This is a genomic window from Steroidobacter cummioxidans (genome assembly GCF_003104955.1).
The window spans coordinates 40,089-62,923 of record NZ_LSRW01000012.1 but is presented as its reverse complement, the minus strand read 5'-3'; the positions used below and the strand labels follow the sequence as shown (position 1 = coordinate 62,923).

8 protein-coding genes and 1 pseudogene are annotated in these 22,835 nt (G+C 61.7%); 6 read left to right on the top strand and 3 right to left on the bottom strand.

Features of this window, described 5'->3' with window-relative positions:
* The first annotated feature begins 4 nt into the window (after positions 1–4).
* A complete protein-coding gene (locus tag D0550_RS07570; protein WP_161965689.1) occupies positions 5–835 on the top strand; it encodes a M55 family metallopeptidase in 831 nt (276 codons plus the stop codon).
* Here the strand turns inward: D0550_RS07570 and D0550_RS07565 are convergent.
* A complete protein-coding gene (locus D0550_RS07565; protein WP_153067082.1) occupies positions 808–2,250 on the bottom strand; it encodes a MaoC family dehydratase in 1,443 nt (480 codons plus the stop codon). The two genes, D0550_RS07570 and D0550_RS07565, sit on opposite strands and share 28 nt — an antisense overlap.
* A 497-nt stretch (positions 2,251–2,747) precedes the next feature.
* Between D0550_RS07565 and D0550_RS07560 the strand changes: the two genes are divergently transcribed.
* From D0550_RS07560 to D0550_RS07545, 4 genes and pseudogenes are all read left to right on the top strand, one after another.
* On the top strand, positions 2,748–6,323 hold the full coding sequence (locus D0550_RS07560; protein WP_161965688.1) for an HAD-IIIC family phosphatase: 3,576 nt from the start codon (positions 2,748–2,750) through the stop codon (positions 6,321–6,323).
* Positions 6,324–6,328: 5 nt separating this feature from the next.
* Positions 6,329–11,452, top strand: a pseudogene (locus D0550_RS07555) (amino acid adenylation domain-containing protein); the annotation flags it as partial.
* Between the two features lie 2 nt (positions 11,453–11,454).
* Positions 11,455–18,063: a non-ribosomal peptide synthetase gene (locus tag D0550_RS07550; protein WP_161965686.1), complete on the top strand. Its 6,609-nt coding sequence runs from the start codon at positions 11,455–11,457 to the stop codon at positions 18,061–18,063.
* Positions 18,064–18,079: 16 nt separating this feature from the next.
* A complete protein-coding gene (locus D0550_RS07545) occupies positions 18,080–19,630 on the top strand; it encodes a condensation domain-containing protein (RefSeq protein WP_161965685.1) in 1,551 nt (516 codons plus the stop codon).
* Here D0550_RS07545 and D0550_RS07540 read toward each other — a convergent pair.
* Positions 19,605–20,849, bottom strand: coding sequence for a sensor histidine kinase (locus tag D0550_RS07540; RefSeq protein ID WP_116808509.1), 1,245 nt, complete (start codon positions 20,847–20,849; stop codon positions 19,605–19,607). The genes D0550_RS07545 and D0550_RS07540 overlap by 26 nt on opposite strands.
* Positions 20,839–21,384, bottom strand: coding sequence for a response regulator transcription factor (locus tag D0550_RS07535; protein ID WP_116808508.1), 546 nt, complete (start codon positions 21,382–21,384; stop codon positions 20,839–20,841). The genes D0550_RS07540 and D0550_RS07535 overlap by 11 nt, the downstream gene beginning before the upstream one ends.
* 164 nt (positions 21,385–21,548) lie before the next feature.
* On the opposite strand from D0550_RS07535, the gene D0550_RS07530 reads away from it, so the two are divergent.
* Complete coding sequence (locus D0550_RS07530; RefSeq protein ID WP_116808507.1) at positions 21,549–22,820, top strand: efflux RND transporter periplasmic adaptor subunit; 1,272 nt, start codon at positions 21,549–21,551, stop codon at positions 22,818–22,820.
* The last annotated feature ends 15 nt before the right edge of the window (positions 22,821–22,835 follow it).

Genomic DNA, 22,835 nt, shown 5'->3' with positions numbered 1-22,835 from the left:
CATCGTGCGAAAGTTGTTTATCTCGGCGGATATCGAAGGATGTGCGGCTGTCGCATCTCAGGACGCGTTGAAGCCCGAGCGCTGGGAATGGCCCGCTGCACGCCGCTGGATGACGGGTGAAGTCATTGCAGCTGCGGAGGCAGGTCTTGCGGCGGGCTATGACGAAGTGATCGTTGCCGACGGCCACGGCAACGCTCACAGCATCGATCCCGACTCGCTGCCCGACAACGTGCGACTGATCAGATCCTGGCCGCGACCGCTGTTACAGATGCAGGGAGTGGAACTGGAGGGAGTGGAGGCGTGTGCGTTCATTGGCTATCACTCTGCATCGAGCGAGCCCAACAGCATTCTGGCGCACACCTACAACGGCGCAGCCTATCGGTCTGTGCGGATCAACGGCCAGATCTCTTCCGAGGGGTATTTAAATGCGCTGGTGGCTGGCGAGCTGGGCGTACCGGTGATCTTCGTTTCAGGCGACGAGCAGACAGTGCAGGATGCGAGGCGCTACGCGCCGGAGGCGGTAGGCTTTGTGACGAAGCAGTCCATTGGCTGGCGCTCGCAGGCATCGCTGCCGCCGTCGCAAGTGCGCCGCATGCTCAAGAGCTCGTTTGAAGCAGCGCTGCGTCGTTCGCTGCCGAAGCCGTTCGTGCTTCCCGGTCCGTTTCACCTGGAGCTCGAGATGATGAATCAGGTGTCAGCAGAGCTGCTCGCGTTGCTGCCGGGCGTGGAGCGCAAGGGTCCGTGGACAGTAACGAGAAGATTCGATTGCGTCCGGCCCATGATGCACTTCGTCGCGTTCGCCATGCTCTACACGCCGACGGGCGTTGCGCTTTGATGAAACTGCCGGACGATCGCCAGCAACGGCGGCAGCGGATCGCCGGCGCCGGCATCGACCAGGGCACTGGTCTGATCGGTTCTGAGTCGGGGCAGCCTGGGCTTGGTGAATCTCGCATTCGCTTGCCGCGCCAATCGGTCGCACAAGGCTTCACCCTCGGTCTTGGCGGCGATGTACTCGGCGAAGCCGTTCTCTGGCTGCTCGACAAAGATCGAGGACGGATAGAGATAGTGAACCGGCGCGTCGTGTCGGCGGCGGGCGGTCGTGAGTTCCACCAACGTGGCGAACGCGGTGACGTACACCGACCGGAACTGTTGGAACAAGTCTTCATTCCAGCGATCCGTATTCGCTGCGATCGGCGGCGACGCAAAGAAATACACGTGAGAAAAATTGCAGCTTCGGAGCCAGGTGCGCTCCGACTCCAGGTCCATTGCGTCGAGCCGCCGCGTCTCGCAATGCCGGCCTGACTCTTTGATCTCGGCGCAGACCCGCTCTGCATCCTGCTGGCCACGCGCGTACGTGATCGTGACATCGGCTCCGCCCGCGGCAGCAATCTTGGCAGCCACTTCACCGAGGCCGCGCGACCCGCCCACGATCAGGACCCGATGCCCGGAGCATATTGGAGACGGCACCAGCGCCGCGACTTCCCGCATCGTTCGTTGCATTACCGGGCGCGGTCGGAAAAAGGCTTCAATGGTTCCGGCGAAATAGCTCCCGTTCACCTGCATGCGCACCAAGCGCAGACGACCCTCCGAGCCCGCTATTTGATAGCGCAGCTCCGAGGCCGAGCCATCGTTCTGTGCCAGGCGCCGCAGTTTCAAGCCGGAGTAGATGGAGTCCATGCCCGGGCAGCGCATGCCGACGACCTGTGTCGTCGCAAGCAGGTCCGCGATCCACGATCTACTCACGAGTGCGGCGAGCGAGGGGAACAAACGATTCAGCAACTCACGGCCGAGCTGCAATGGCACCGCGCCGGTCGATACGGTCGGCGGATAGTCCATTTCCGCCGGTCGGGTAGGAGCGAACTCCAGATCTTCGATCATCGCATCGGCATAGGCGGGCTTGAGCTCTACCGTTGAGGTGAATGCTGGACGGCCGGCGCTCTGTGCCGACACTCGAATTCTGGTTGCGCCCACAGCGGTGACCATGAGTTTGACAACCGTCCCGGTGAGCACGGGATTGTGAAATGTCGCCGATAGCGCCGCCGGTTCCTGGTACTCGAGCGCCTGGCGCGCTGCCAGTTCATCGAGCGAACGCAGTAACAGATGAATGCCATGTATGACAGTCCCACCAAACTGAGTGCGTCGAGCGGTCACTGCATCGACGTGTAAGGGATTGAAGTCGCCGCACAGGCGGGCGAACGCCTCGCTTTCGCCCATCGATAGGGAGAACTCAGTGCTGAAGTTGGCAGTCACTCGCTGACGCTCGCAGTTAACGCAGGCGGCCGAATCGTTTCAAACGATGCACGAGTCCGTCAATCCGCCCCTCGTTTATTTCATGTCGCTGCCCATGGATGAGCGAAGCGACACGCTGCGCATTGTATAAATTGCTCTGCAATGAATGCGGTAAAGCTGCCGCAACGCTTGCCAATAGCTCGTGCTCTGTCACCGCACGCACTCGGCATTGTGCGGCGGTAAATCTCCCGACGAATGCGAGCGTCTGTGAAAAGTCACAAGTGCGTAACTGGCGCGGAGTCGTCACGCGTAAGCCGATGATAGATGCGGTCGCGCGCCAAAACTCCAAACGTGTGTGACGAATAGATTCGGTGCGCTCCTTTTGCCCCTGCCCCGTAATGATGCAGCCCTCTCCGACATCCGCGGTTGTGGCGATGTTCACTGCTGCTAAATTCCCGCCCCCGTCGCTGCCGGTAAGCGGCGCACCGGTTCAGTGCGGAAGCCAAGGAAGGTACGTGATGAATGATGAGACCACGGATCGAGTCTCCCATCTGAATGAACTGTTCGGACGCAACGATGCGGTGATGACTGAAGGGCGGGCGCGGTCCGAGAGCACATCTGAAAATGTACCGTCGATTGCAATCTCTGCGACGTTCACAGCCGATTTGATCAGTGCGCCGTTGCAGTTCTGGATGGATCGGTTGGCTATCCCGGCTCGCGTGACGATGGCGTCGTATGCGCAGTTGATTCAGGAGTTACTGAATCCGGCTAGCGTGCTCTCCAGCAACGGCACAGGCTTCAACGTGTTGCTCATCAGGGTGCAAGACTGGATTCGCGATCGCGCCGGCAGCCCTCAGAGCAACCTCGAACACTTGCAGCGAGTGGCCGGCGATCTGATCGAGGGCATGGAGGTCATCCGCACGCGCACCAAGGCGCCGATCCTGGTGCTCTTTTGTCCTTCCTCTGCGTCGTTGCCCGAGGTGTATCGCGAACCCATCGCAAGCCTGCAACGCGACCTTGCCCGCAAGTTTGAGTCGCTGGCGTACGTGCACTGCTGGGACCATGTCGAGCTGACCAAGTTATATCCGGTGGTCGACTACGAAGATCCGAGGATGGAGCGGCTCGGCCACATTCCTTTCTCCCGCGAGTACTTCGTTGCCATGGCGACTTTGCTGGCGCGGCGTTTGGCTGCGCTGGTCAAGCCGCAGTACAAGGTCATTGCGCTGGATTGCGACAACACGCTTTGGCGAGGCATCTGCGGTGAGGATGGCGTTGCCGGCATCGAGCTGACGCCAGCCCATCTGGAGTTTCAGCGGATGCTGGTGCGACAGCACGATGCCGGCGTGCTGCTCTGCCTGTGCAGTAAGAACAACGAACGCGATGTCGCGGCGGTGTTCGAGCAGCGCCCCGACATGATTCTGCGCCAGGAACACGTGATCGCGTCCCGGGTGAACTGGAACCCAAAATCACAGAACTTGCAGTCGCTGGCGCAAGAACTCGACCTGGGCCTCGATAGCTTCATCTTCGTCGATGACAGCGCGATGGAATGTGCCGAGGTGCGCGACAACTGCGCGCCGGTGCTGACGCTGCAGTTCCCGACGACGCCGGCGGAGATCGACCATTTCGGGCGTCACGTCTGGGCATTCGATCGTATCGGGGTGACTGAGGACGCCAAGCGTCGCACCGAGCAATACCGGCAGAACCGAGCGCGAGAGGTGGCCCGCAAGGACGCCGGCTCGCTCGCGAAGTTTCTTGCATCTCTCGAGCTCGTCGTGGACGTGTCACCGCTGCAGCCATCGCAGCTCGCGCGTGCGGCGGAGCTGGTCCAGCGCACGAACCAATTCAACTTGACCGGCATTCGCCGTCGAGCAGGCGAGATCGAGTCGCTCTGGAGCGCGGGTGAGCTGGATATCCGAGTCGTCCACGTGCGTGATCGATTTGGCGACTATGGTCTGGTCGGCGCGCTGTTTCTGCGTTACCGGGCAGATGCCATCGAGGTCGACACATTTGTGTTGAGCTGCCGGGTGCTGGGACGCGGTGTCGAGCACCGCATCGTCAATGAGCTGGGTAAGCTGGCACGTGCCAGAGCACTGCCTGCTGTCGTGCTCCGCTACCGTAAGACATCGCGCAATGCTCCGGCCTGGGAGTTCATAGAGAAACATTTCCTGCGCTTCGAGCAGTCGGACGCCACTCCCGAACAGGACCGGATCTTTGCGATTTCCATGGCGTATGCCGAGGCGACGAGTGTCGATGCGTCCGGGCAGACGTCCGATCTACAGCAGGAGCAGGCTTCGACCAAGAACGCGCAACCGCTGCACCCTGCCTCAACGCAGTGGCATCAGGCTGCATTCGAACTGAGCCGCGTTGTCGATATCGTCGAGGAGATGAACCGATCGAGTCGCTCGCAGTCGCAAAGCGAGCGGGATGACTATGTGGCGCCTCGCACGCCAGTCGAGGAGGCGGTTGCGCAGATATGGGCCGAGGTTCTTGGTCGGGACAAGGTGAGTGTCGACAGCGACTTCCTCGATCTCGGCGGGAACTCGTTGCTCGCGGTCCAGGCGATCGCGCACATCGAATCGGTGTTGGGCCTGGAGCTGTCGGTCTTCGATTTCTTCGAGGATCCGACTGTCGCGGGCGTTGCCGAGAAGCTCGCCGATGCCGCGCAAGCCGAGGCGCCGATTCAACCGGTCGATCGCAGCGTGCCGTTGCCGCTGTCCTCGGCGCAGCGTCGACTCTGGTTCATCGATCAGATCGAAGGTGGCAGTCTGGCGTATCACGTGCCCCTGGCCGTCAAGCTGGTTGGCAGCGTCGATCGCGATGCCTTGCAGAAGGCGTTGGACGCATTGGTGGCGCGGCATGAGGTGTTGCGCACCAGATTCTCTAGCGTGGGCGGCGAGCCGGTTCAGCACGTCGTGGCAGACGCCCGGTTTCAGCTTCTGCACGGAGATTTGACAGAGCTCAGCGACGCGGTCCGCGAACAGTCCATGAGCGAGGTATCTCGGCAGGAATTGACTACGCCATTCGACTTGAAGGTCGGGGCCCTCATCAGAGGCCGGCTCGTGCGGCTGTCGCGTGAGGAACACGTGCTGCTGATCACGATGCATCACATCGTTGCGGATGGCTGGTCCATCGGTGTTCTGTTTCAAGAGCTGGGTGTTTTGTACGGCAGCTTTCGGAGCCAGCGTTCCGCGGGGCTGCCGCCGCTTCCAGTGCAATACGCCGACTACGCGCAGTGGCAGAGAAACTGGCTGGCCGACGAGCAGTTGCAGACTCAGCTCGCATATTGGAGGGAGCACCTGCAGGGTGCTCCGCAAGTGTTGGAGCTGCCCGCCGATCGTCCACGGCCCTCGGTGCAGAGTTATCGAGGAGCCAACGTCGCTGTTTGTATCGAGCCTGCACTCACTGCAGAGCTGAAGCGGCTGTCGAGATCCCTGAATCTCACGTTGGCCATGACATTGCAGACCGCGTGGGCCATCGTGATCGCGCGGCTCAGCGGCACTCACGATGTGGTGCTGGGCATGCCGGTTGCGAATCGGCGCCGGGTCGAGATCGAGGGCCTGATCGGCTTCTTCGTCAACACGCTGGCCGTTCGCCTGCCGGTCGATGATGACTCCACAGCGAGTGATCTATTGCTGCGCGCCAAGGAAACGTTGCTCGGTGCCTATGCGCATCAGGACGTGCCGTTCGAACTCGTGGTCGAGGCGCTGCAGCCGGCGCGAAGCATGAGCCACAGCCCCATCTTCCAGAACATGTTCGTATTCCAGAATGCGCCGCGCCGGGCAACGCAGCTCGAAGGCCTGACCCTCTCCGAGCAGGAAGTGCCGTTGCAGACGGCGCAATTCGAAACCACGCTGACACTGCAGGAGGCAGGCGACCGGATCGTCGGCATGCTCAATTACGCGAGCGATCTGTTCGACGAGTCGACCATCAGCCGTTGGCTGAGATGTTTTCAGACGTTGCTGCAGGGCCTGGTACTGGACCCGCAGCTGCCCGTCGGCCGGTTGCCGCTCCTGACTGCCAGCGAGCAGCAGCAGATCATCGATCGGTGCCAGGCAGTGCAGACGTTTCCGCAAACGCCAGCTTCATTCCATTGAATTTGTTCGAGGCGCAGGCGGGGCGCACGCCTCACGCTCTTGCCGTGACCTACGAGGGCGAGTCGCTCTCGTATGCCGAGCTGAACCGCAAGGCGAACCAGCTTGCGAACTATCTCAGAGAAAAAGGTGTTGGCCCGAACCAGCCGGTGGGCATCTGCGTCGAGCGCGGTCTGGCGATGGTGATCGGCCTGCTCGGGATTCTGAAGGCGGGCGGCGGTTATGTGCCGCTCGATCCGAACTATCCCGCCGATCGATTGCAGTACATCCTGGACGACGCCGCACCGAGCGTGGTGTTGATCGAAGAGAAGTTGAGACCGGCATTGCCGCCGACGCGAGCCACGGTGGTCGCCCTGGACAGCGCGTGGGCTGAGATCGGCCAACGGCCGGACTCAGTGGCTGTCAATCCGGCGGACTCTCATCCCGAGCATTTGGCGTACGTCATCTACACCTCGGGCTCCACTGGTAAACCCAAGGGAGTGATGGTCGAGCATCGCAATGTCACGCGCCTGTTCGCTGCCACCGATCATTGGTTCAAGTTCAACGAGCGCGACGTGTGGACGCTGTTCCATTCATTCGCGTTCGATTTTTCGGTGTGGGAGCTGTGGGGCGCGCTGTTCTACGGTGGCCGTGTCGTCGTCGTTCCATATCGGACCGCACGCTCGCCGCAGGACTTCTATCAGTTGGTTTGCGATGAGCGCGTTACCGTGCTCAATCAGACGCCCAGCGCGTTCGCGCAATTGATCGATGCCCGAGCGCGAGCTCCTCAGAAAAAGCATTCACTGCGCGTAGTGATCTTCGGCGGCGAGGCGCTGGAGCTTCGCATGCTTCGACCGTGGATCGAGCTGGAGGGCGCCGAACAGACGCAGCTGGTGAACATGTACGGAATCACCGAGACCACCGTACACGTCACTTACCGGCCGCCACTGACTAGAGAACAGATCGAGCGGGAGCATGGCAGCGGCATCGGCCAACCCATCCCGGATCTGTCGGCGTACTTGCTGGATCGTCACCAGCAGTTGCTGCCCATCGGAGTCGTCGGGGAAATGTACATCGGCGGTGGTGGCGTCGCGCGCGGCTACTTGAACCGTGCTGAGCTGACCGCCGAGCGATTCATACGCGACCCATTCAGCGCCGACCCGCGAGCCCGCCTGTACAAGACCGGCGATCTCGGTCGCTGGCGGGCCGATGGAACGCTCGAATATCTCGGCCGCAACGATCTGCAAGTGAAGATCCGTGGCTTCCGCATTGAGTTGGGCGAGATCGAAGCGCAGCTCGCGCGGCATGCCGAAGTGAGAGAAGCCGTGGTGCTCGCGCGTGCAGATGTGCCAGGGGACAAGCGTCTCGTGGCCTATGTGATTGCGGTGGATGCAACAGCACCGAAGGCGGACGCGTTGCGTGCGCACCTACGAAACCTGCTGCCGGAATACATGGTGCCGAGCGCCTTCGTGATGCTCGAAACCTTTCCGCTCACATCGAATGGCAAGCTGGATCGGCGCGCCTTGCCGGCGCCCGAGCGCGACGCCTACGCCAGCAGGGAATATGCAGCGCCGGTCGGCGACACGGAGCAGCTGCTGGCGCAGATCTGGAAAGACTTGTTGCATGTGGAGCAGGTCGGTCGAAACGACAACTTCTTCGAGCTGGGCGGGCATTCGCTGCTGATCATGCAAATGATGGAGCGCGTACGCGGACATGGGTTGACGACTGAGGTTCGCCGGGTGTTCGAGAGTCCCACGCTGGCGGATCTGGCGGGAACACTGACCCGCGCGACGACCAGCGCCGTCCAAGCGCCGCCAAATCTTATTCCACCGAACTGCGCGGTCCTCACGCCGGAAATGCTGCCGCTCATCGATCTGAATCTCGAACACATCGAGCGCATCGTGGCTGCAGTGCCGGGCGGAGCGTCGAACATCCAGGACGTCTATCCCCTGGCGCCGCTGCAGGAGGGCATTCTGTTTCATCACCTGATGAGCGAGCACGGCGATACTTACGTCGTTCCGACATTGCTTGCGGTTGCGTCGCGCCGGGAGGTGGACGAGTTGATCGCCGCCTTGCAAGGGGTGATCGATCGTCACGACGTGTTGCGCACCGCCGTGCTGTGGGAAGAGTTGCCCCAACCGGTGCAGGTGGTTCATCGCAAATCCAGGCTGCCGGTTGAAGAGGTCGTGCTGGATGGAGCGCGCGACGTGAGGGAGCAAGTGGCGTCGTGGCTCGACGCGCCAACGCAAATCATGGACTTGCGGCTCGCGCCCTTGCTGAGGTTGCGTATTGCCGCTGACCCGAACTGCGGGCAGTGGTTCGTCTTGCTCACCCAGCACCACATCGTGAGTGACAACACGTCTCAGGCCATCGTCTTCTCGGAGATCGCCGCGCACCTCGATGGTCGCAGTGAAGTGCTGCCAGCGCCATTGCCATACCGCAATCATGTGGCGCAGGCATTGGCTTATGCGCGCACGCACGACGCAGAAGCGTTCTTCCGAAAAAAGCTGGGGGATGTCGACGAGCCTACAGTGCCTTTCGGATTGCTGGACGTGCGCGGTGATCACCTCGACGTTATTGAGGCTCAAGAGACGTTGTCTTCCGAGCTTGCACAACGGGTGCGTGCGCAGGCGCGTCGCCTGGGCGTCAGCGCCGCTACTTTGTTCCATGCGGCCTGGGCAGTCGTAGTTGCCAACACCAGCGGAAAGGATGATGTGGTGTTCGGCAGCGTGCTGCTCGGTCGAATGCACAGTAACAACGGTGCGCAGCAGATCCTGGGAATGTTCATCAACACTTTGCCGTTGCGCTTGAATCTGCGCGCAGCGACGGCCGCCGGGCTGGTCGAAAATACGCAGCGCGAACTGGTGGACTTGCTGAGTCACGAGCAGGCCTCGCTGGCGGATGCACAGCGTTGCAGTGCTATCGACGGCGCCACGCCTTTGTTTACAGCGCTGTTGAACTTCCGGCACGGGGTCGGTGCGGGCGCTGCGAGCTTGTCGAGCAGGCCGGATATTCAGGTGTTGGCGGAGCGCACGGGGACCAACTATCCCATCACGGTGTCGGTGGACGATCTGGGTGAGGGCTTTTCAATCACTGCTCAGACGCATCGCCACGTCGATCCACAGCGTGTCGCGGCGTATTTGCGTACTGCTGTCGAGTCGTTGCTGGACGCGCTGGAGCATTCACCGAATGTTCGGGCGTTGACGTTGCCCATCCTGCCGGCGCTGGAGCGGCAGCAGGTGATAGAGCAGTTCAATGCCGCCGACATCTCCTATCCTCGCGGCAGGCTCGTACATCAGTTGTTCGAGGAGCAGGCGCTGCGTACGCCAACAGCTATTGCCGTGCTTCACGACGAGCGATCGATCACGTATGCGGAGTTGAACGAAGAGGCCAACAAACTGGCGCGCTATCTGCTCGCTCTGGGCGCAGGGCCGGAAGAGCTGGTGGGGATCTGCGCCGAGCGCAGCATCGAAATGGTGATCGGTCTGCTGGGCATTCTCAAGGCCGGCGCTGCTTATCTGCCGCTCGATCCGAACTATCCCGCCGAGCGTCTGCGTTACATGCTCGACGATGGTGCTCCACGTGTCGTGCTGACACAGCAGTCATTGACCGCGTTGTTGGGCCAGCACGAGGCGGCGATCTCCCTCGAAGAAGTGTTCAAAGACATGGGGAGCCTGAGCGCGCGGAACATCGCAGCGTCGGAGGTTGCCCAGGATCCTCGGAACACGGTGTATGTGATCTACACCTCTGGATCCACTGGGCGGCCGAAGGGTACGGCCATGCCGCACGCGGCCATGGTGAATCTGATCGAATGGCATCGCCACACATTCGGAAGCACAGTGGGACAGCGGGTGCTGCAGTTCGCAGCGCTTAGCTTCGACGTCGCATTCCAGGAAGTCTTCTCCACGCTGGGCACGGGCGGCACGCTGGTGTTGCTCGATGAGTGGATGCGTAGAGATCCGCGTGCGCTGGCGGAGTTGTTGGCGAGCCAGGAGATTGCGAGGTTGTTCGTGCCGCCGTTGATGTTACACCGCATCGCGGAGACTGTTGCGACCGAGAGCGCACATGTGGATCTGTCGAGGCTGCGCGATGTGATTACTGCAGGCGAGCAGCTGCGCATCAGCCCGGAGATCTCTGCCATGTTTGGCAAGTTGCAGGGTTGCCGGCTACACAATCATTACGGTCCCACCGAGACGCATGTAGTTACGGCGCTGACCCTGCAAGGCGAGCCGCAGGCCTGGCCGGTGCTGCCCTCGATCGGTCGACCGATCGCGAACACACATATATATGTTCTCAACCGGCAGGGTTTGCCCACTCCGATTGGCGTTGCCGGAGAGGTCTACATCGCTGGAGAAGGTGTGGCGCGCGGCTACCTGCGGCGCCCAGGACTTACCGCCGAGCGATTCATCAGTGCTGCGTTCGGCGCAGCCTCTCGCTGTATGTACAAGACGGGAGACCTGGGGCGATGGTTGTCCGATGGGACCCTGGAGCACTTGGGGCGCAATGACGATCAAGTGAAGATCCGAGGCTTCCGCGTTGAGCTGGGCGAAATCGAGGCGCGGCTGGCTTTGCACGAATCTGTGAAAGAGGCCGCGGTCATTGCTCGGGAGGATGTTCCCGGCGAGAAGCGCCTCGTAGCTTATGTGACGAGTGCTGAGGCCACGCCGCCGACGGTCGAGAGCTTGCGCGAACATATAAAGGCTGCGCTGCCGGAGCACATGGTGCCGAGTGCCTTCGTCGTTTTGGAGTCCATGCCACTGACGCCGAGCGGCAAGTTGAGTCGACGATCGTTGCCGCAGCCCGAGCTGGGCGCCTATGCCAGCAAGGAATACGAACCTCCTCGAGGCGAAGTGGAGCAAGCGCTCGCTGAAATTTTCCAGGAGCTGCTCAGAGCCGATCGGGTGGGACGGGATGACAGCTTCTTCGAGCTCGGCGGCCATTCGATTCTGGCGATGCAAGTCACCGCGCGCATTCGCTCCAACCTGCGCGTGGAGATGCCCATCAAAACCATTTTCGATCGCCCGACGATTGCCGAGCTCGCCGAATATGTAGCGGAGCGGCAGGTCGATACGCACGAGTTGCTGGCGAGAGTGGCGTCGATGGCAGACGAGGATGCACGTGCATTGCTGCACGGACTGCGAATGGAGGCATGATGGTGAGCAGAGATTCCGCGATCGCAAAGGAGCAGCGGGACTCGCTGTCCGAGGAAAAGAAAGCACTATTCGAACTGCTGTTGAAGCAAAGTGCCAGCCACGGGCAAAAGATTCGCGCGTATCCGCGCGTTGTCGGCGAGCGCCAGGATTTCCCCGTCTCGGGAACGCAGCAGCGACTGTGGTTCATCGATCAGCTCGAAGGCGGCAGCCGGGCTTATCACCTCGCGATGAGTGTTCGCTTGCGCGGCCCCTTGGATGCAGATGCATTGCAGAGCGCGCTGGTGGCCTTGGTGGAACGCCACGAGGCGCTGCGGACGGTATTCCATCAAGTCGATGGAGCGCCCGTGCAGAGGATTCTGACGGAGGTGCGTTGTCCGCTGCAGCGGTCCGACGTTAGAGCGATGGAAGAGAGGTCCCGCGAGACACGATTGCTGGAGCTGTGCCAGGAGGAGCTGGCGGCACCCTTCGATCTGGCGGCCGGTCCACTGTTCAGAGCCCGACTGGTTTGCCTGTCCGATGACGACCACGTGTTGCTGCTGACCATGCATCACATCGTCTCCGACGGCTGGTCCATTGGCGTGCTGACGCGTGAGCTCGGCCTGTTGTATCAGGCGCAGCAGCTGAAACAGCCGAGCGCTTTGCCAGCGCTGCCTGTGCAGTACGCGGACTACGCTCAATGGCAGAACCAGCGGCTCGCCGGCGCAGAGCTGCAACGGCAGCTGAACTATTGGCACGAGCAGTTGCGTGGGGCGCCGGAGCTATTCGAGCTACCTACGGATCGGCCACGGCCCGCCGTGCAGAGCTATCGAGGTGCGAGTGTGCCTGTGTCGATTGCACCGGACGTCTCGGCTGGTGTAAGGGCACTGTCGCGGCGTTTGAAGCTGACGCCCGCGATGGTTCTGTACGCAGCCTGGACGATCGTGCTTGCGCGGCTGAGCGGACAAACCGATTTCGTCATGGGCATGCCGGTTGCGAATCGCCATCATCGCGAGTTGGAAGGCGTGGTCGGGTTCTTCGTGAACACACTGGCGTTGCGAGTGCGCCTGGAGGGCGATCCTTCGGCCGCCGATTGGCTGGAGCAGGTGAAGGCGTCGATGCTGGCCGCGTACGATCATCAGGACGCGCCGTTCGAAGCAATCGTGAAGTTGCTCAATCCGACGCGAAATTCCAGTTACAGCCCCGTCTTTCAGACGATGTTTGTGTTTCGTAACACGCCGGACGCCGTGCTGCGGATTCCGGGGCTCGCGGTGACCGAGCAGCCGCTACCGTTGCACACCTCGCATTTCGATCTGACCTTGCTCATGCACGAGGCCGATGAGCAACTCGCCGGCACGATCAACTATTCCGGCGATCTGTTCGACGCCGCCACCATGCAACGGTGGGCGGGATGTCTGGAAGCCGTGCTTCGAAAAGTCATCGCAGCACCTTCGATTCGAATCAGCGAACTCCCGCTCATGAACGACGCCGAGCGTCAGCTGGTGCTGGAGCAGTTCAACAGCGCCGAGTTGGCGCGCTGGCCCGAGCAGCTGCTGCACGAACGATTCGAGCGTTGTGTGCGCCTCGAACCGGATACGGTTGCCATAGTTTATGAAGGGCAGTCGCTCGCGTACGCCGCGCTCAATGCGAAAGCCAATCAGCTCGCACGACAGCTTAGACGAGCGGGCGTCGGCCCCGATCAGCGCGTCGCACTGCTGGTCGAGCGCAGTCTCGATCTGGTCGTCGGCTTGCTGGGAATTTTGAAGGCAGGTGGCGCGTATGTGCCGCTCGATCCCGTGCATCCGGACGATCGATTGGCATACATGGTCGAAGACAGCGCGCCCGTTGCGCTGGTGACGCAAGCTAGCCTGGTCGAGCGTGTCGCTGCGCCGGCGCGATGTGCGGTGTTTCTGATCGATGAGGCATCGTGGGCGGCATCCGATCTGGCTGCCGAGCAGACGGACAATCTGAGTGCCGATGACATCCGCTTGCAGGGCTCGCATCTCGCCTATGTGATTTATACCTCGGGCTCTACTGGCAAACCCAAGGGGGTCATGGTCGAGCACCGCAACGTCCTCTACTTCATACAAGCCATGGAGGCCGGCATTCATGGGCTCGCGCCCGATTGCCGTCACATTGCGTGGAATTCCTCGTTCGGCTTCGACATGGCCGCGAAAGCGTGGGGTCAGTTGCTGATGGGGCGCACGGTCCATCTGTTGCCTGAGTCGAGCCGCTCGAGTGCGGAAGGCCTGTTGGCATTTCTGGAAGAACATCGCATCGAAGCGATGGAATGCACGCCGTCGCACTTGCGCATGATGCAGGAGGCGGGCTTCCTCAAAGGTCGTGCGAGCAGCATGCGAAAGTTGCTGTTGGGCGGTGAAGCCATCGATTCGTCCACCTGGAAATTGCTCGCCGCATCTGAGCAGACGCAGTTCTTCAATATGTACGGACCGACAGAATGCAGTGTCGACGCGAGCTGCGGCCCCATACGAGGCGACTTCCCCAACGTCGGGCGCGTCATGCACAACGCGCGTATCTACATTCTGGACCGTCATCGACTGCCGGTTCCGACCGGCGTGCCCGGCGAAATCTATATTGCTGGAGCGGGCGTGGCCCGCGGCTATCTCAATCAGAACCGACTCACCGCCGAGCGCTTCGTTTCTGACCCGTTCAGTGCGGATCGGCGCGCGCGCATGTACAAGACCGGCGATCTGGCGCGATGGCGCAGCGATGGCACGATCGAGTACGTTGGCCGCAACGATCATCAGGTCAAGATTCGCGGCTTCCGCATCGAGCTGGGAGAAATCGAAGCGCAGTTGAGTGCGCATCCGCAGGTGAAAGATGCTGTGGTGATCGCGCGCGAGGATGTGCCGGGCGACAAGCGCCTGGTCGCATACGTCACTGCGCGACAGAATGAAGCACCTGATGCACAGACGTTACGATCTCATCTGAAAGAAACGTTGCCGGAGTTCATGCTGCCGAGCGCTTTTGTCGCCCTGGCAGCGGTGCCATTGACGGCCAACGGCAAGCTCGACCGCAGAGCATTGCCGATGCCGGATGCCGATGCTTTTGTGAGCCGGCGCTACGAGCGGCCGAGCGGTGAGGTCGAGGAAATCCTCGCCGGCATCTGGCAAGGGCTGCTGCGTGTCGAGCGTGTCGGCCGGCACGACAATTTCTTCGAGCTGGGCGGCCATTCGCTGCTGATCGTGCCGATGAAGGAGCGGTTGAGTCGTATCGGTCTGGCCGTCGAGCTGCGCAGCATCTTCGAGAGCGCGACGCTCGCGGATCTGGCCGGCACCATCACCAAAGCGGTCGTCGGAAAGTTCGCCGTCGCGCCTAATCTCATTCCGCCGGATTGCACGGCCATCCAGCCGGAGATGTTGCCGCTGATCGAGCTGCAGCCAGAGCATATCGAGCACATTGCCCGTGCGGTTCCCGGAGGCGCGGCGAATATTCAGGACATCTATCCGCTCGCGCCCTTGCAGGAGGGCATCCTGTTTCATCACCTGCTGAGCGAGACCGAAGGCGGGGACGCCTATGTAGTTCCCTGCTTGCTGTCGGTCCCCTCGCGGGAACGCCTGGACGATTTCGTGGCCGCGTTGCAGGCGGTTGTTGATCGTCACGATGTGTTGCGTACCGCTGTGCTTTGGGAACATTTGCCACAGCCGGTGCAAGTGGTCAATCGGCACGCCACGGTGCTCGTGGATGTGGTGACGCTACAGCCTGATCGCGATGTCAGGCAGCAACTCGACGAATGGATGGCCCCAGATCAGCAACGACTGGATCTGCGGCGAGCGCCGTTGGTGCGCCTGCAGGTCGCGGCGGATCCCGCAGGGTCCTGCTGGTACGTTTTGTTCCAGTTGCATCACATCGTCGCCGATGCGACCTCCGGAAAAATCATCGTTGCCGAGATCGCCGCGCATATCAAAGGTCGCGCCTGGACCCTGCAGGAATCGATTCCCTATCGCAACCATGTCGCACAGGCACTCGCATACGCGAGCCGGCAGGATGCCGAGGTGTTCTTCAAGAGCAAGCTTGGAGAGATCGATGAACCGACAGCGCCGTTCGCTCTGGTGGATGTTCATGCAGATGGCAGCCACATCGAGGAGCACTCCCAACCCTTCGACGATGGTCTCGCCCAGCGATTGCGTGCGCAGGCAAGACGACTCGGAGTCAGCGCGGCGACGCTGTTCCACGCGGCCTGGAGTCTCGTGGTGGCTCACACGACGGGGCGCAACGATGTCGTGTTCGGCAGTGTTCTGCTTGGGCGATTGCACGGCGAGGCCGGCGGAAAGCTGGTCGTCGGCATGTTCATCAACACGCTGCCGCTGCGCCTGTCGTTGCAGGGGCAGACGGCAAAAGGTCTGGTGGAACTGACTCAGCGGGAGCTGGTGGAGTTGCTGAGCCACGAGCAGGCTTCGCTGGCCGTGGCGCAACGCTGCAGCGGCATCGCAAGCTCGACACCTCTGTTCAGCTCGCTGTTGAACTACCGGCATAGCAGCGGCAAGGGCGATCCGAACTGGGATGGAATCGACGTCCTGCAATCCCGCAACGGCACGAACTATCCGATCACACTCTCGGTCGACGATCAGGGCGACGGATTCAGCGTCACTGCCCAAACGGATCGACGCCTGCCGCTGCAGCGGGTGACGGGGTATCTGATAACGGGCGTGGAATCATTGGTTACTGCGCTAGAGCGCGAGCCTGAGGCACCGGCGCTCTCGCTGGGCATCCTGCCGGATCAGGAACGGCGGCAAGTCATTGAGCTGTTCAACGCAACGGAGCAGGTCTATCCGCAGGATGCGTGGGTTCATACGTTGTTCGAAGATCAGGCCGCGCGTACGCCCGAGGCGCGTGCTGCGGTCTACCAGCAGGAATCCATCAGCTACGACGAGTTGAATCGTCAGGCCAACCGGCTCGCTCGGCATTTGCGGGGCCTGGGCGTGGGCCGCAATCACGTGGTCGGCATCTGTGTCGATCGCAGCCTGGAAATGCTGGTCGGCTTGCTCGGCATCATGAAGTCGGGGGCGGGCTATATGCCGCTGGACCCGAGCTATCCCATGGAGCGACTCCAATACATGCTCCAGGATGCCGCGCCGCCAGTCGTGCTGACCCAGGATCACTTGCAAGAAACATTGTCAGGGCTGTGGAGCGGACCAGCCATTTCACTCACGCGTATGCGCAGCGAGCTTGCGGCGTATTCCGATGAGAACTTGTCGTCGACCGAGCTGGAGTTGACGCCGCGGGATCCGGTCTATGTCATTTATACGTCGGGCTCGACGGGGTTGCCGAAGGGCACCGCCATGCCTCACCGCGCCATGGTCAATCTCATCGAGTGGCATCGTCGGCATCTCAGCAGCGAGGGGCAGCGGGTTCTGCAGTTCGCGGCACTGAGCTTTGACGTTGCCTTCCAGGATACGTTCACGACCCTGTGCACAGGCGGCACATTGGTGCTGTTGGATGAGAGCGTACGCAGGGATCCGCGGGCCTTGATGAGCCTGTTGAACGAGGGCCACGTCGAGAAGGTATTTGTGCCGCCGCTCGTGCTACAGAGTCTTGCGGAGTACTCGCAGACCAGCCGCATCGTGCCGCGCAGTGTTCGAGACATCATCGTTGCTGGCGAGCAGCTTCGTGTGAGTCCCGAGATGGTGCGCCTGTTTGCGCAGCTCAATGGCTCTCGGCTGCACAATCACTATGGTCCGACCGAAACCCATGTGGTTACGGCGCTCACATTGGCTGGCGATCCCGCGGCCTGGCCGGCGCTGCCAACCATTGGTCAGCCGATTGCGAACACCAGCATCTATGTGCTCGGTGAGCACCGCATGCCGGTGCCGGTTGGCGTGCCGGGCGAGATCTACATAGCCGGTCGCAATGTGGCTCTGGGGTATTTGAATCGGGCGGAGCTGACCGACGCCCGGTTTGTGCCCGATCCGTTCGACGACGCTCCGCAGGCGCGCATGTACAAGACGGGGGATCTTGGCTGCTGGCGCGCAGATGGGTCTATCGAGTATCTCGGACGCAACGACGATCAGGTGAAGATCCGCGGCTTCCGGATCGAGCTCGGTGAGATCGAGGCGCAGCTCGCGCTCCATCCGCAGGTCAAGGAAGCCGCTGTCGTCGCGCGAGAAGATGTGCCGGGACAAAAGCGATTGGTCGCGTATGTCACCGTGGCCGAGCCACCGGAACCCACCCATGAGCAGCTGAAGGAGTTTTTGCAAGAACGGCTGCCAGAATTCATGGTGCCCGCGGCCTATGTCGTTCTGGAACAGATGCCGGTCACGCCGAGCGGGAAGTTGAATCGACGTGCGCTGCCGGCGCCAACGATAGGGTCTGACACTTCCGAGCATTACTGCGCCCCCGAAGGAGATGTCGAGGCAGCGATCGCTGCGATGTGGAGCGAGTTGCTGGGCGTCGAGCGCGTCGGCCGACACGACAACTTCTTCGAGCTCGGCGGGCATTCGCTACACGGCATGAAGCTCATCGTGCGCGTCGAAGAGCACTTCTCGGCGCATCTGCCGGTCGCCGCGATCTTCCGTCATTCGACGGTGAGCGCGCTTGCAGAAGTCGTTAGCGAGTTGATGGTGGTGGGCAATACACGCGCCGACGAAATGGCTTTCGTCGAGGGCGTTATTTAACCAGGGAAGGATGACGATGAACGCAGTGAGACAGGACGTTGCTGAGCGGGCGAAGAGTGCCATCGAATACATCCGGGAGCGGGGCGGCATGTTGTGGTCCGAAAATGGCCAGCTTCGCTATCGGATGCCGAAAGGCGCGCTGGAGCCGGACATCATGGAGGCACTGCGCGCGTCGAAGCCGCAGATCATGAAGCTTCTCGATGCGACGGATCATCCTGTGCAGGCGGGCCGCCCCGGGCGCGCGCTTGCGCCGCTCACGTTTTCTCAGCTGGCACATTGGACGCTCTATAATCTCGGCGAGAAGCAGGGTATCCGGCAAGTTGCCTCCGTCACTCGCCTGCGCGGCCGCTTGAACATCGACGCCTTCAATACGAGCGCAGATGCCCTCGTGCGCCACCACGATGCCTTGCGAACTCGCATCGTCAGCATCGACGGCCAGCCAATGCAGGAGATCGCAGAGCACATTCATTACAAGCCGCAGATGGCGGATCTGCGCGGCATGAACGAGAGCCAGTGCGCAGCTGAAGTTCAGCGTGTCATCAACGAAGCGATTCTCGGGCCGGTCGATCTCGCCAGGGATGCGCTCTTCGTCATGCGCTTGCTGACCGTCAAAGCAGACGAGCATCTGGTAATCATGGCGATGGAGCATACGATCTCGGATGCCGCATCGATGAACATCCTATCGCGGGATCTGCTGCTGGGTTATGAGAAAGCCATGCAAGGTCAGGCGCCGTCGCTGCCACCGGTACACGTCCAGTTCGCCGACTTCTCGGCCTGGCAACGAAGCACGCTACCGGCTTGGCTGGAGCGCCATGGCGAGTATTGGCAGCAGGTCGTGGCGCAGAGCGGGCGCTTGCGATTTCCAGCGGACGCGTCGTTGTCACCGGCGGCCGCGCGTCCGGGATGGGAGATCGCCTATTTCGACATCGAGCGGGAGTTGCGAGCGGAGCTTGCTGCCTGGTGCAGACAGCGCCGGACCACCATGGTCATGGCCGCGTTCACCGCATATATCGCAGTGTTGATGCGATGGTGTGATGCGACCAATGCCGTCGTGCCATTTCAGAGCGACAGCAGGACCCTTGCCAAGCTCGAGAACACGGTCGGCTTCATTGCCTCGCTGCTGTACTTTCGCATCCAGCTGACCGGGCGCGAAAGCTTTCTGGATCTGCTCGCACTGGTCGAGGACGAATACTGCCGCGCCACCGAGCACGCGGACTCGTGCTACCTGGAGTCCCGAGTGCCGCGGCCCGATTTCACCCGTAATGGGTGCTTCAACTGGATTCCTCAGGGAGCGGCGACGTCTACTACTGTGCTCGACGGGGCAGACGCGTTGCAGGTCGAGCCAATGACTTTCCAGAGCCCGATGCGTCGTCGGATCGAGAAGGATTGCGAGCCTTCGGTGGTGCTGTTCGACAGCGGCGATGGGGTCCGCGGCGGGGTGTACTTTCCATTGAGCCGATTTGCGATCGAGACGATGAACCGCTTCGGGCAGGGTTATCTCGAATCGTTACGGACGCTGCTGCGGCAGCCAGAATCGCTGGTCAAGGACCCACCGGCAATACAATAGACACAACGGCCCCGCGCGGCTCGTTGTCGCGTATTTCCAATCTGCCTTGATGGGCTAGTGCCACCTGTCGAACCAGAGCGAGCCCGATGCCCGAGCCATCGGGCTTCGTGGAATAGAAAGGCAGCAGCAGCCGGTCGCGCTCGTGCTCCGGCAGGCCCAGGCCGTTGTCGGTCACGGTGATGACGACCTGGCTCGCTTCGACCGTGCATTCGAGCTTCACTGCGGCATCGGTTGTGTGTTCGGTCGCGTCCAGAGCGTTTTGCAAAAGATTGAGAATGGCGTGTTCCAACAGCGCCGCGTCGGCAGGGAAGGTGGCATCGAGCGGCGTCACGCTGGTGAGCAGTCGAACGTTGCACCGGTCAACTTCGGCGGCGACCAGCTTTTGAATGTCACTGACCAGGCGCGCCGCGGAAATTGTTTGAATCACCGGTGGCGGCAGGTCGGCGACGCGTCGATAGCGCTCGATGAAGCTCATCAGGCCAAGACTGCGGCGTCGGATGGCATCGATGGATCTCGCCACGTCGTCGTTCGCCGCAGGCTCGGGCCGATCCCGCAACTGGGCTTCGAGGCTTTCCGAGAGCGAGGCGATGGGCGTCAGCGAATTCATCATCTCGTGCGCAATCACGCGCGCCATGTCCTGCCACGCCTTCACTTCGACCGCATCGAGCTCGCCGGCGACTCGCTGTAGCGAAATCAGCCGTTCAGGCGCGTGACCCGGTGCCGAGAATTGCGCAGCGGTGCACAGCAGATGTCGGCCATCGGTGAACTGCACGATCTGTCTCGCGCCGGGCACGAGCGATAGCAGCGTGTGCACGGCGGTCGCGTCGAACTCTGCAATGTCGCGCAGTTGCGTGGCGGTTCCTTTGAGCAGGCTGTGAGCCGCGCGATTGATGCGTCGAATGCCGCCGTTTGTATCGACAATGATCAGCGCTGCAGCGACGGTATCGAGCAGTGTCTGTAAGTATTCGACGCGACGCTGCTGCGCATGGTCGCCACTGCTCTCAATCGGAATGCCGACGGGTCCGTCAGCGGTTCGTCTGACCGCGCGCACGAAGTCGACGCCGATCAGTAGCAGTAGGGTGAGGACGATCGCGAGCGTCGCGTAGAGCTGCGTGTGCACTAGCAGAATCGCGACGAGCCAGACGAGTCCGCCAATGGCTATCGCCCGAGCGGCGAGACCGAGAGCGAAGCCGCTCGAACGTGGCGCTCTATAGTCCATGCTTCGACATGCGTCGATACAAAGCGGGCCGGCTCAACCCTAACGCCGAGGCAGTGAGAGAAATATTGCCGGCATGTCGAGCCAGTGCTTTCTCGATCGCCTGACGTTCGATAGTTTCCAGATCCAGCGCCTCGCTGCCTCGCCGGGTGCGGGTGAGCTCGATGCCACCGAGCACGGCTTCGACAAGCGCTTCGTTGCGCCAGGGCTTGAGGACGAAATCGGCGGCGCCGCGCTTGAGTGAATCGACCGCCAACGCCACGCCGCCATAAGCCGTCATCAGTACGACTGCCAGCGCCGGGTCAACTTCGCGAATGATGGCCAGCGCGTCCAGTCCGTCTGCGCCGTTGCGTGCGCCCCGAGTGAAATTCATGTCGAGCAGCGCGGCGTCGAACGGCGTGGCTTGCAAAGTGTCGCGTAGCCCATCGGCGGACGTGGCAGTCTCGACCCGCTGCACGTGCGGCTGTAGAGCGAGGCGCGCGGCCCGCAGCACATCCACATCGTCCTCGATGATCAGCACGACGCCATCGTTGCTCATGCTCGAAGCGTAGTCCGTCCCACGCTCAGTCGACAAGCGGGCTGTCGTTGTCCGTTTTCGGACAGCGGCTGCGGCCAGCCCCGAGAAAAAAACGCACAAACCCTTGTCCAGCCGAATGTTTGTACTCGGGTGTAGGTCTCGTACACTGGCTCGCGGAGGTTGGCATGACAGCGGCCATGGATATTGCAATCGTGCGGCCGTGGTGGCGCAAACCGAGGACGTTACGACTCATCGCGATTCCCACGGCTGGTGTGCTGGTCGCATTCATGCTGAGTGCCTGGTTCGGCGATGCTCAACGCAGCTTGCGAGTGCCGGTGACCAATGTGGAGATCTCGACAGTAACGCAAGGGATGTTTCGCGATTTCGTGCCGCTGCGAAGCAAGGTCGTGCCGCGCGACGTTGTGTACCTGGATGCACTGGAGGGCGGACGTGTCGAGCGCGTGCTGGTGGAGCCGGGCGATGTGGTGACAGCCGGACAGCCGTTGGTGGAGCTGACCAATACCCAGCTCGAGCTCGATGTGCTCGATCGCGAGGCGCGGCTGGTCGAGTCGATCACCCAGCTGCAGGCGTATCAGACGCAGCTGGAGCAGAACCGGCTCAGCAACGACAAGGCGTTGGCATCGATCGACTATGACATCGCTAGGCTGACGCGCGCCCTGGAGCGCCGAGAAGCATTGGCGAAGAGCGGCATGCTGCCGAGAGAGGCCAGCGATACGGTGCACGACGAGCTCGAGTTCATGCGCAAGCTGCGGCCCTTGCAGGCACGAAGCAACGAACAGCAGAACCAGTTGCGCGTCCAGCAGCTGCCGCAGATCTCGGCGCAACTGAGCAAATTGCAGCAGGACATTGGCATCACCCGGCGCAAGCTGGAGCAGCTCACCGTGCGTGCGCCCGTCGACGGGCTCATGACTGCCATCGATCTGAAAGTCGGTGAGAATCCGGCCCGAGGTGCGCGCTTGGGTCAGATCACACCGGATACTGGTTACAAGCTCTCCGCCGATATCGATGAGTATTATCTCGGACGGCTGCGCGTCGATCAGACTGGGACGATCGAGTTCGATGCACAGCAGGTGACCGTTCGGGTGAAGCGTGTACTGCCGCAGGTGACGGAAGGGACGTTCAAAGTTGAGCTGGCGTTCGAGGGCGAGCCGCCGAGGGGGTTGCTGGCCGGGCAGGGGCTGCAAGGCAGGCTGGCACTCGGCAATGACACGCCGGCGCTGGTGTTGCCTGCCGGCGCTTTCCTTGTGGAGACCGGGGGCGATTGGGTCTTCGTTCTCGATGTCGGGCGCAACGAGGCGCAGCGGCGACGGATCAAAACCGGCAGGCGCAATGCCGAGCAGGTTGAGGTCCTGAGCGGCCTGGCGGCTGGCGAACGGGTCATCACGTCGAACTACAGTGGTTTCGCGCGCATCGATCGCATCGAGCTGGTGAATTAGATCTGCCTAAGGAGC

Excerpts from the sequence above, each read along its gene's own strand:
- D0550_RS07560 (WP_161965688.1), top strand. The coding sequence starts at position 2,748 with ATGAATGATGAGACCACGGATCGAGTCTCCCATCTGAATGAACTGTTC.
- D0550_RS07545 (WP_161965685.1), top strand. The coding sequence starts at position 18,080 with ATGAACGCAGTGAGACAGGACGTTGCTGAGCGGGCGAAGAGTGCCATC.
- D0550_RS07540 (WP_116808509.1), bottom strand. The coding sequence starts at position 20,849 with ATGGACTATAGAGCGCCACGTTCGAGCGGCTTCGCTCTCGGTCTCGCC.
- D0550_RS07535 (WP_116808508.1), bottom strand. The coding sequence starts at position 21,384 with ATGAGCAACGATGGCGTCGTGCTGATCATCGAGGACGATGTGGATGTG.
- D0550_RS07530 (WP_116808507.1), top strand. The coding sequence starts at position 21,549 with ATGACAGCGGCCATGGATATTGCAATCGTGCGGCCGTGGTGGCGCAAA.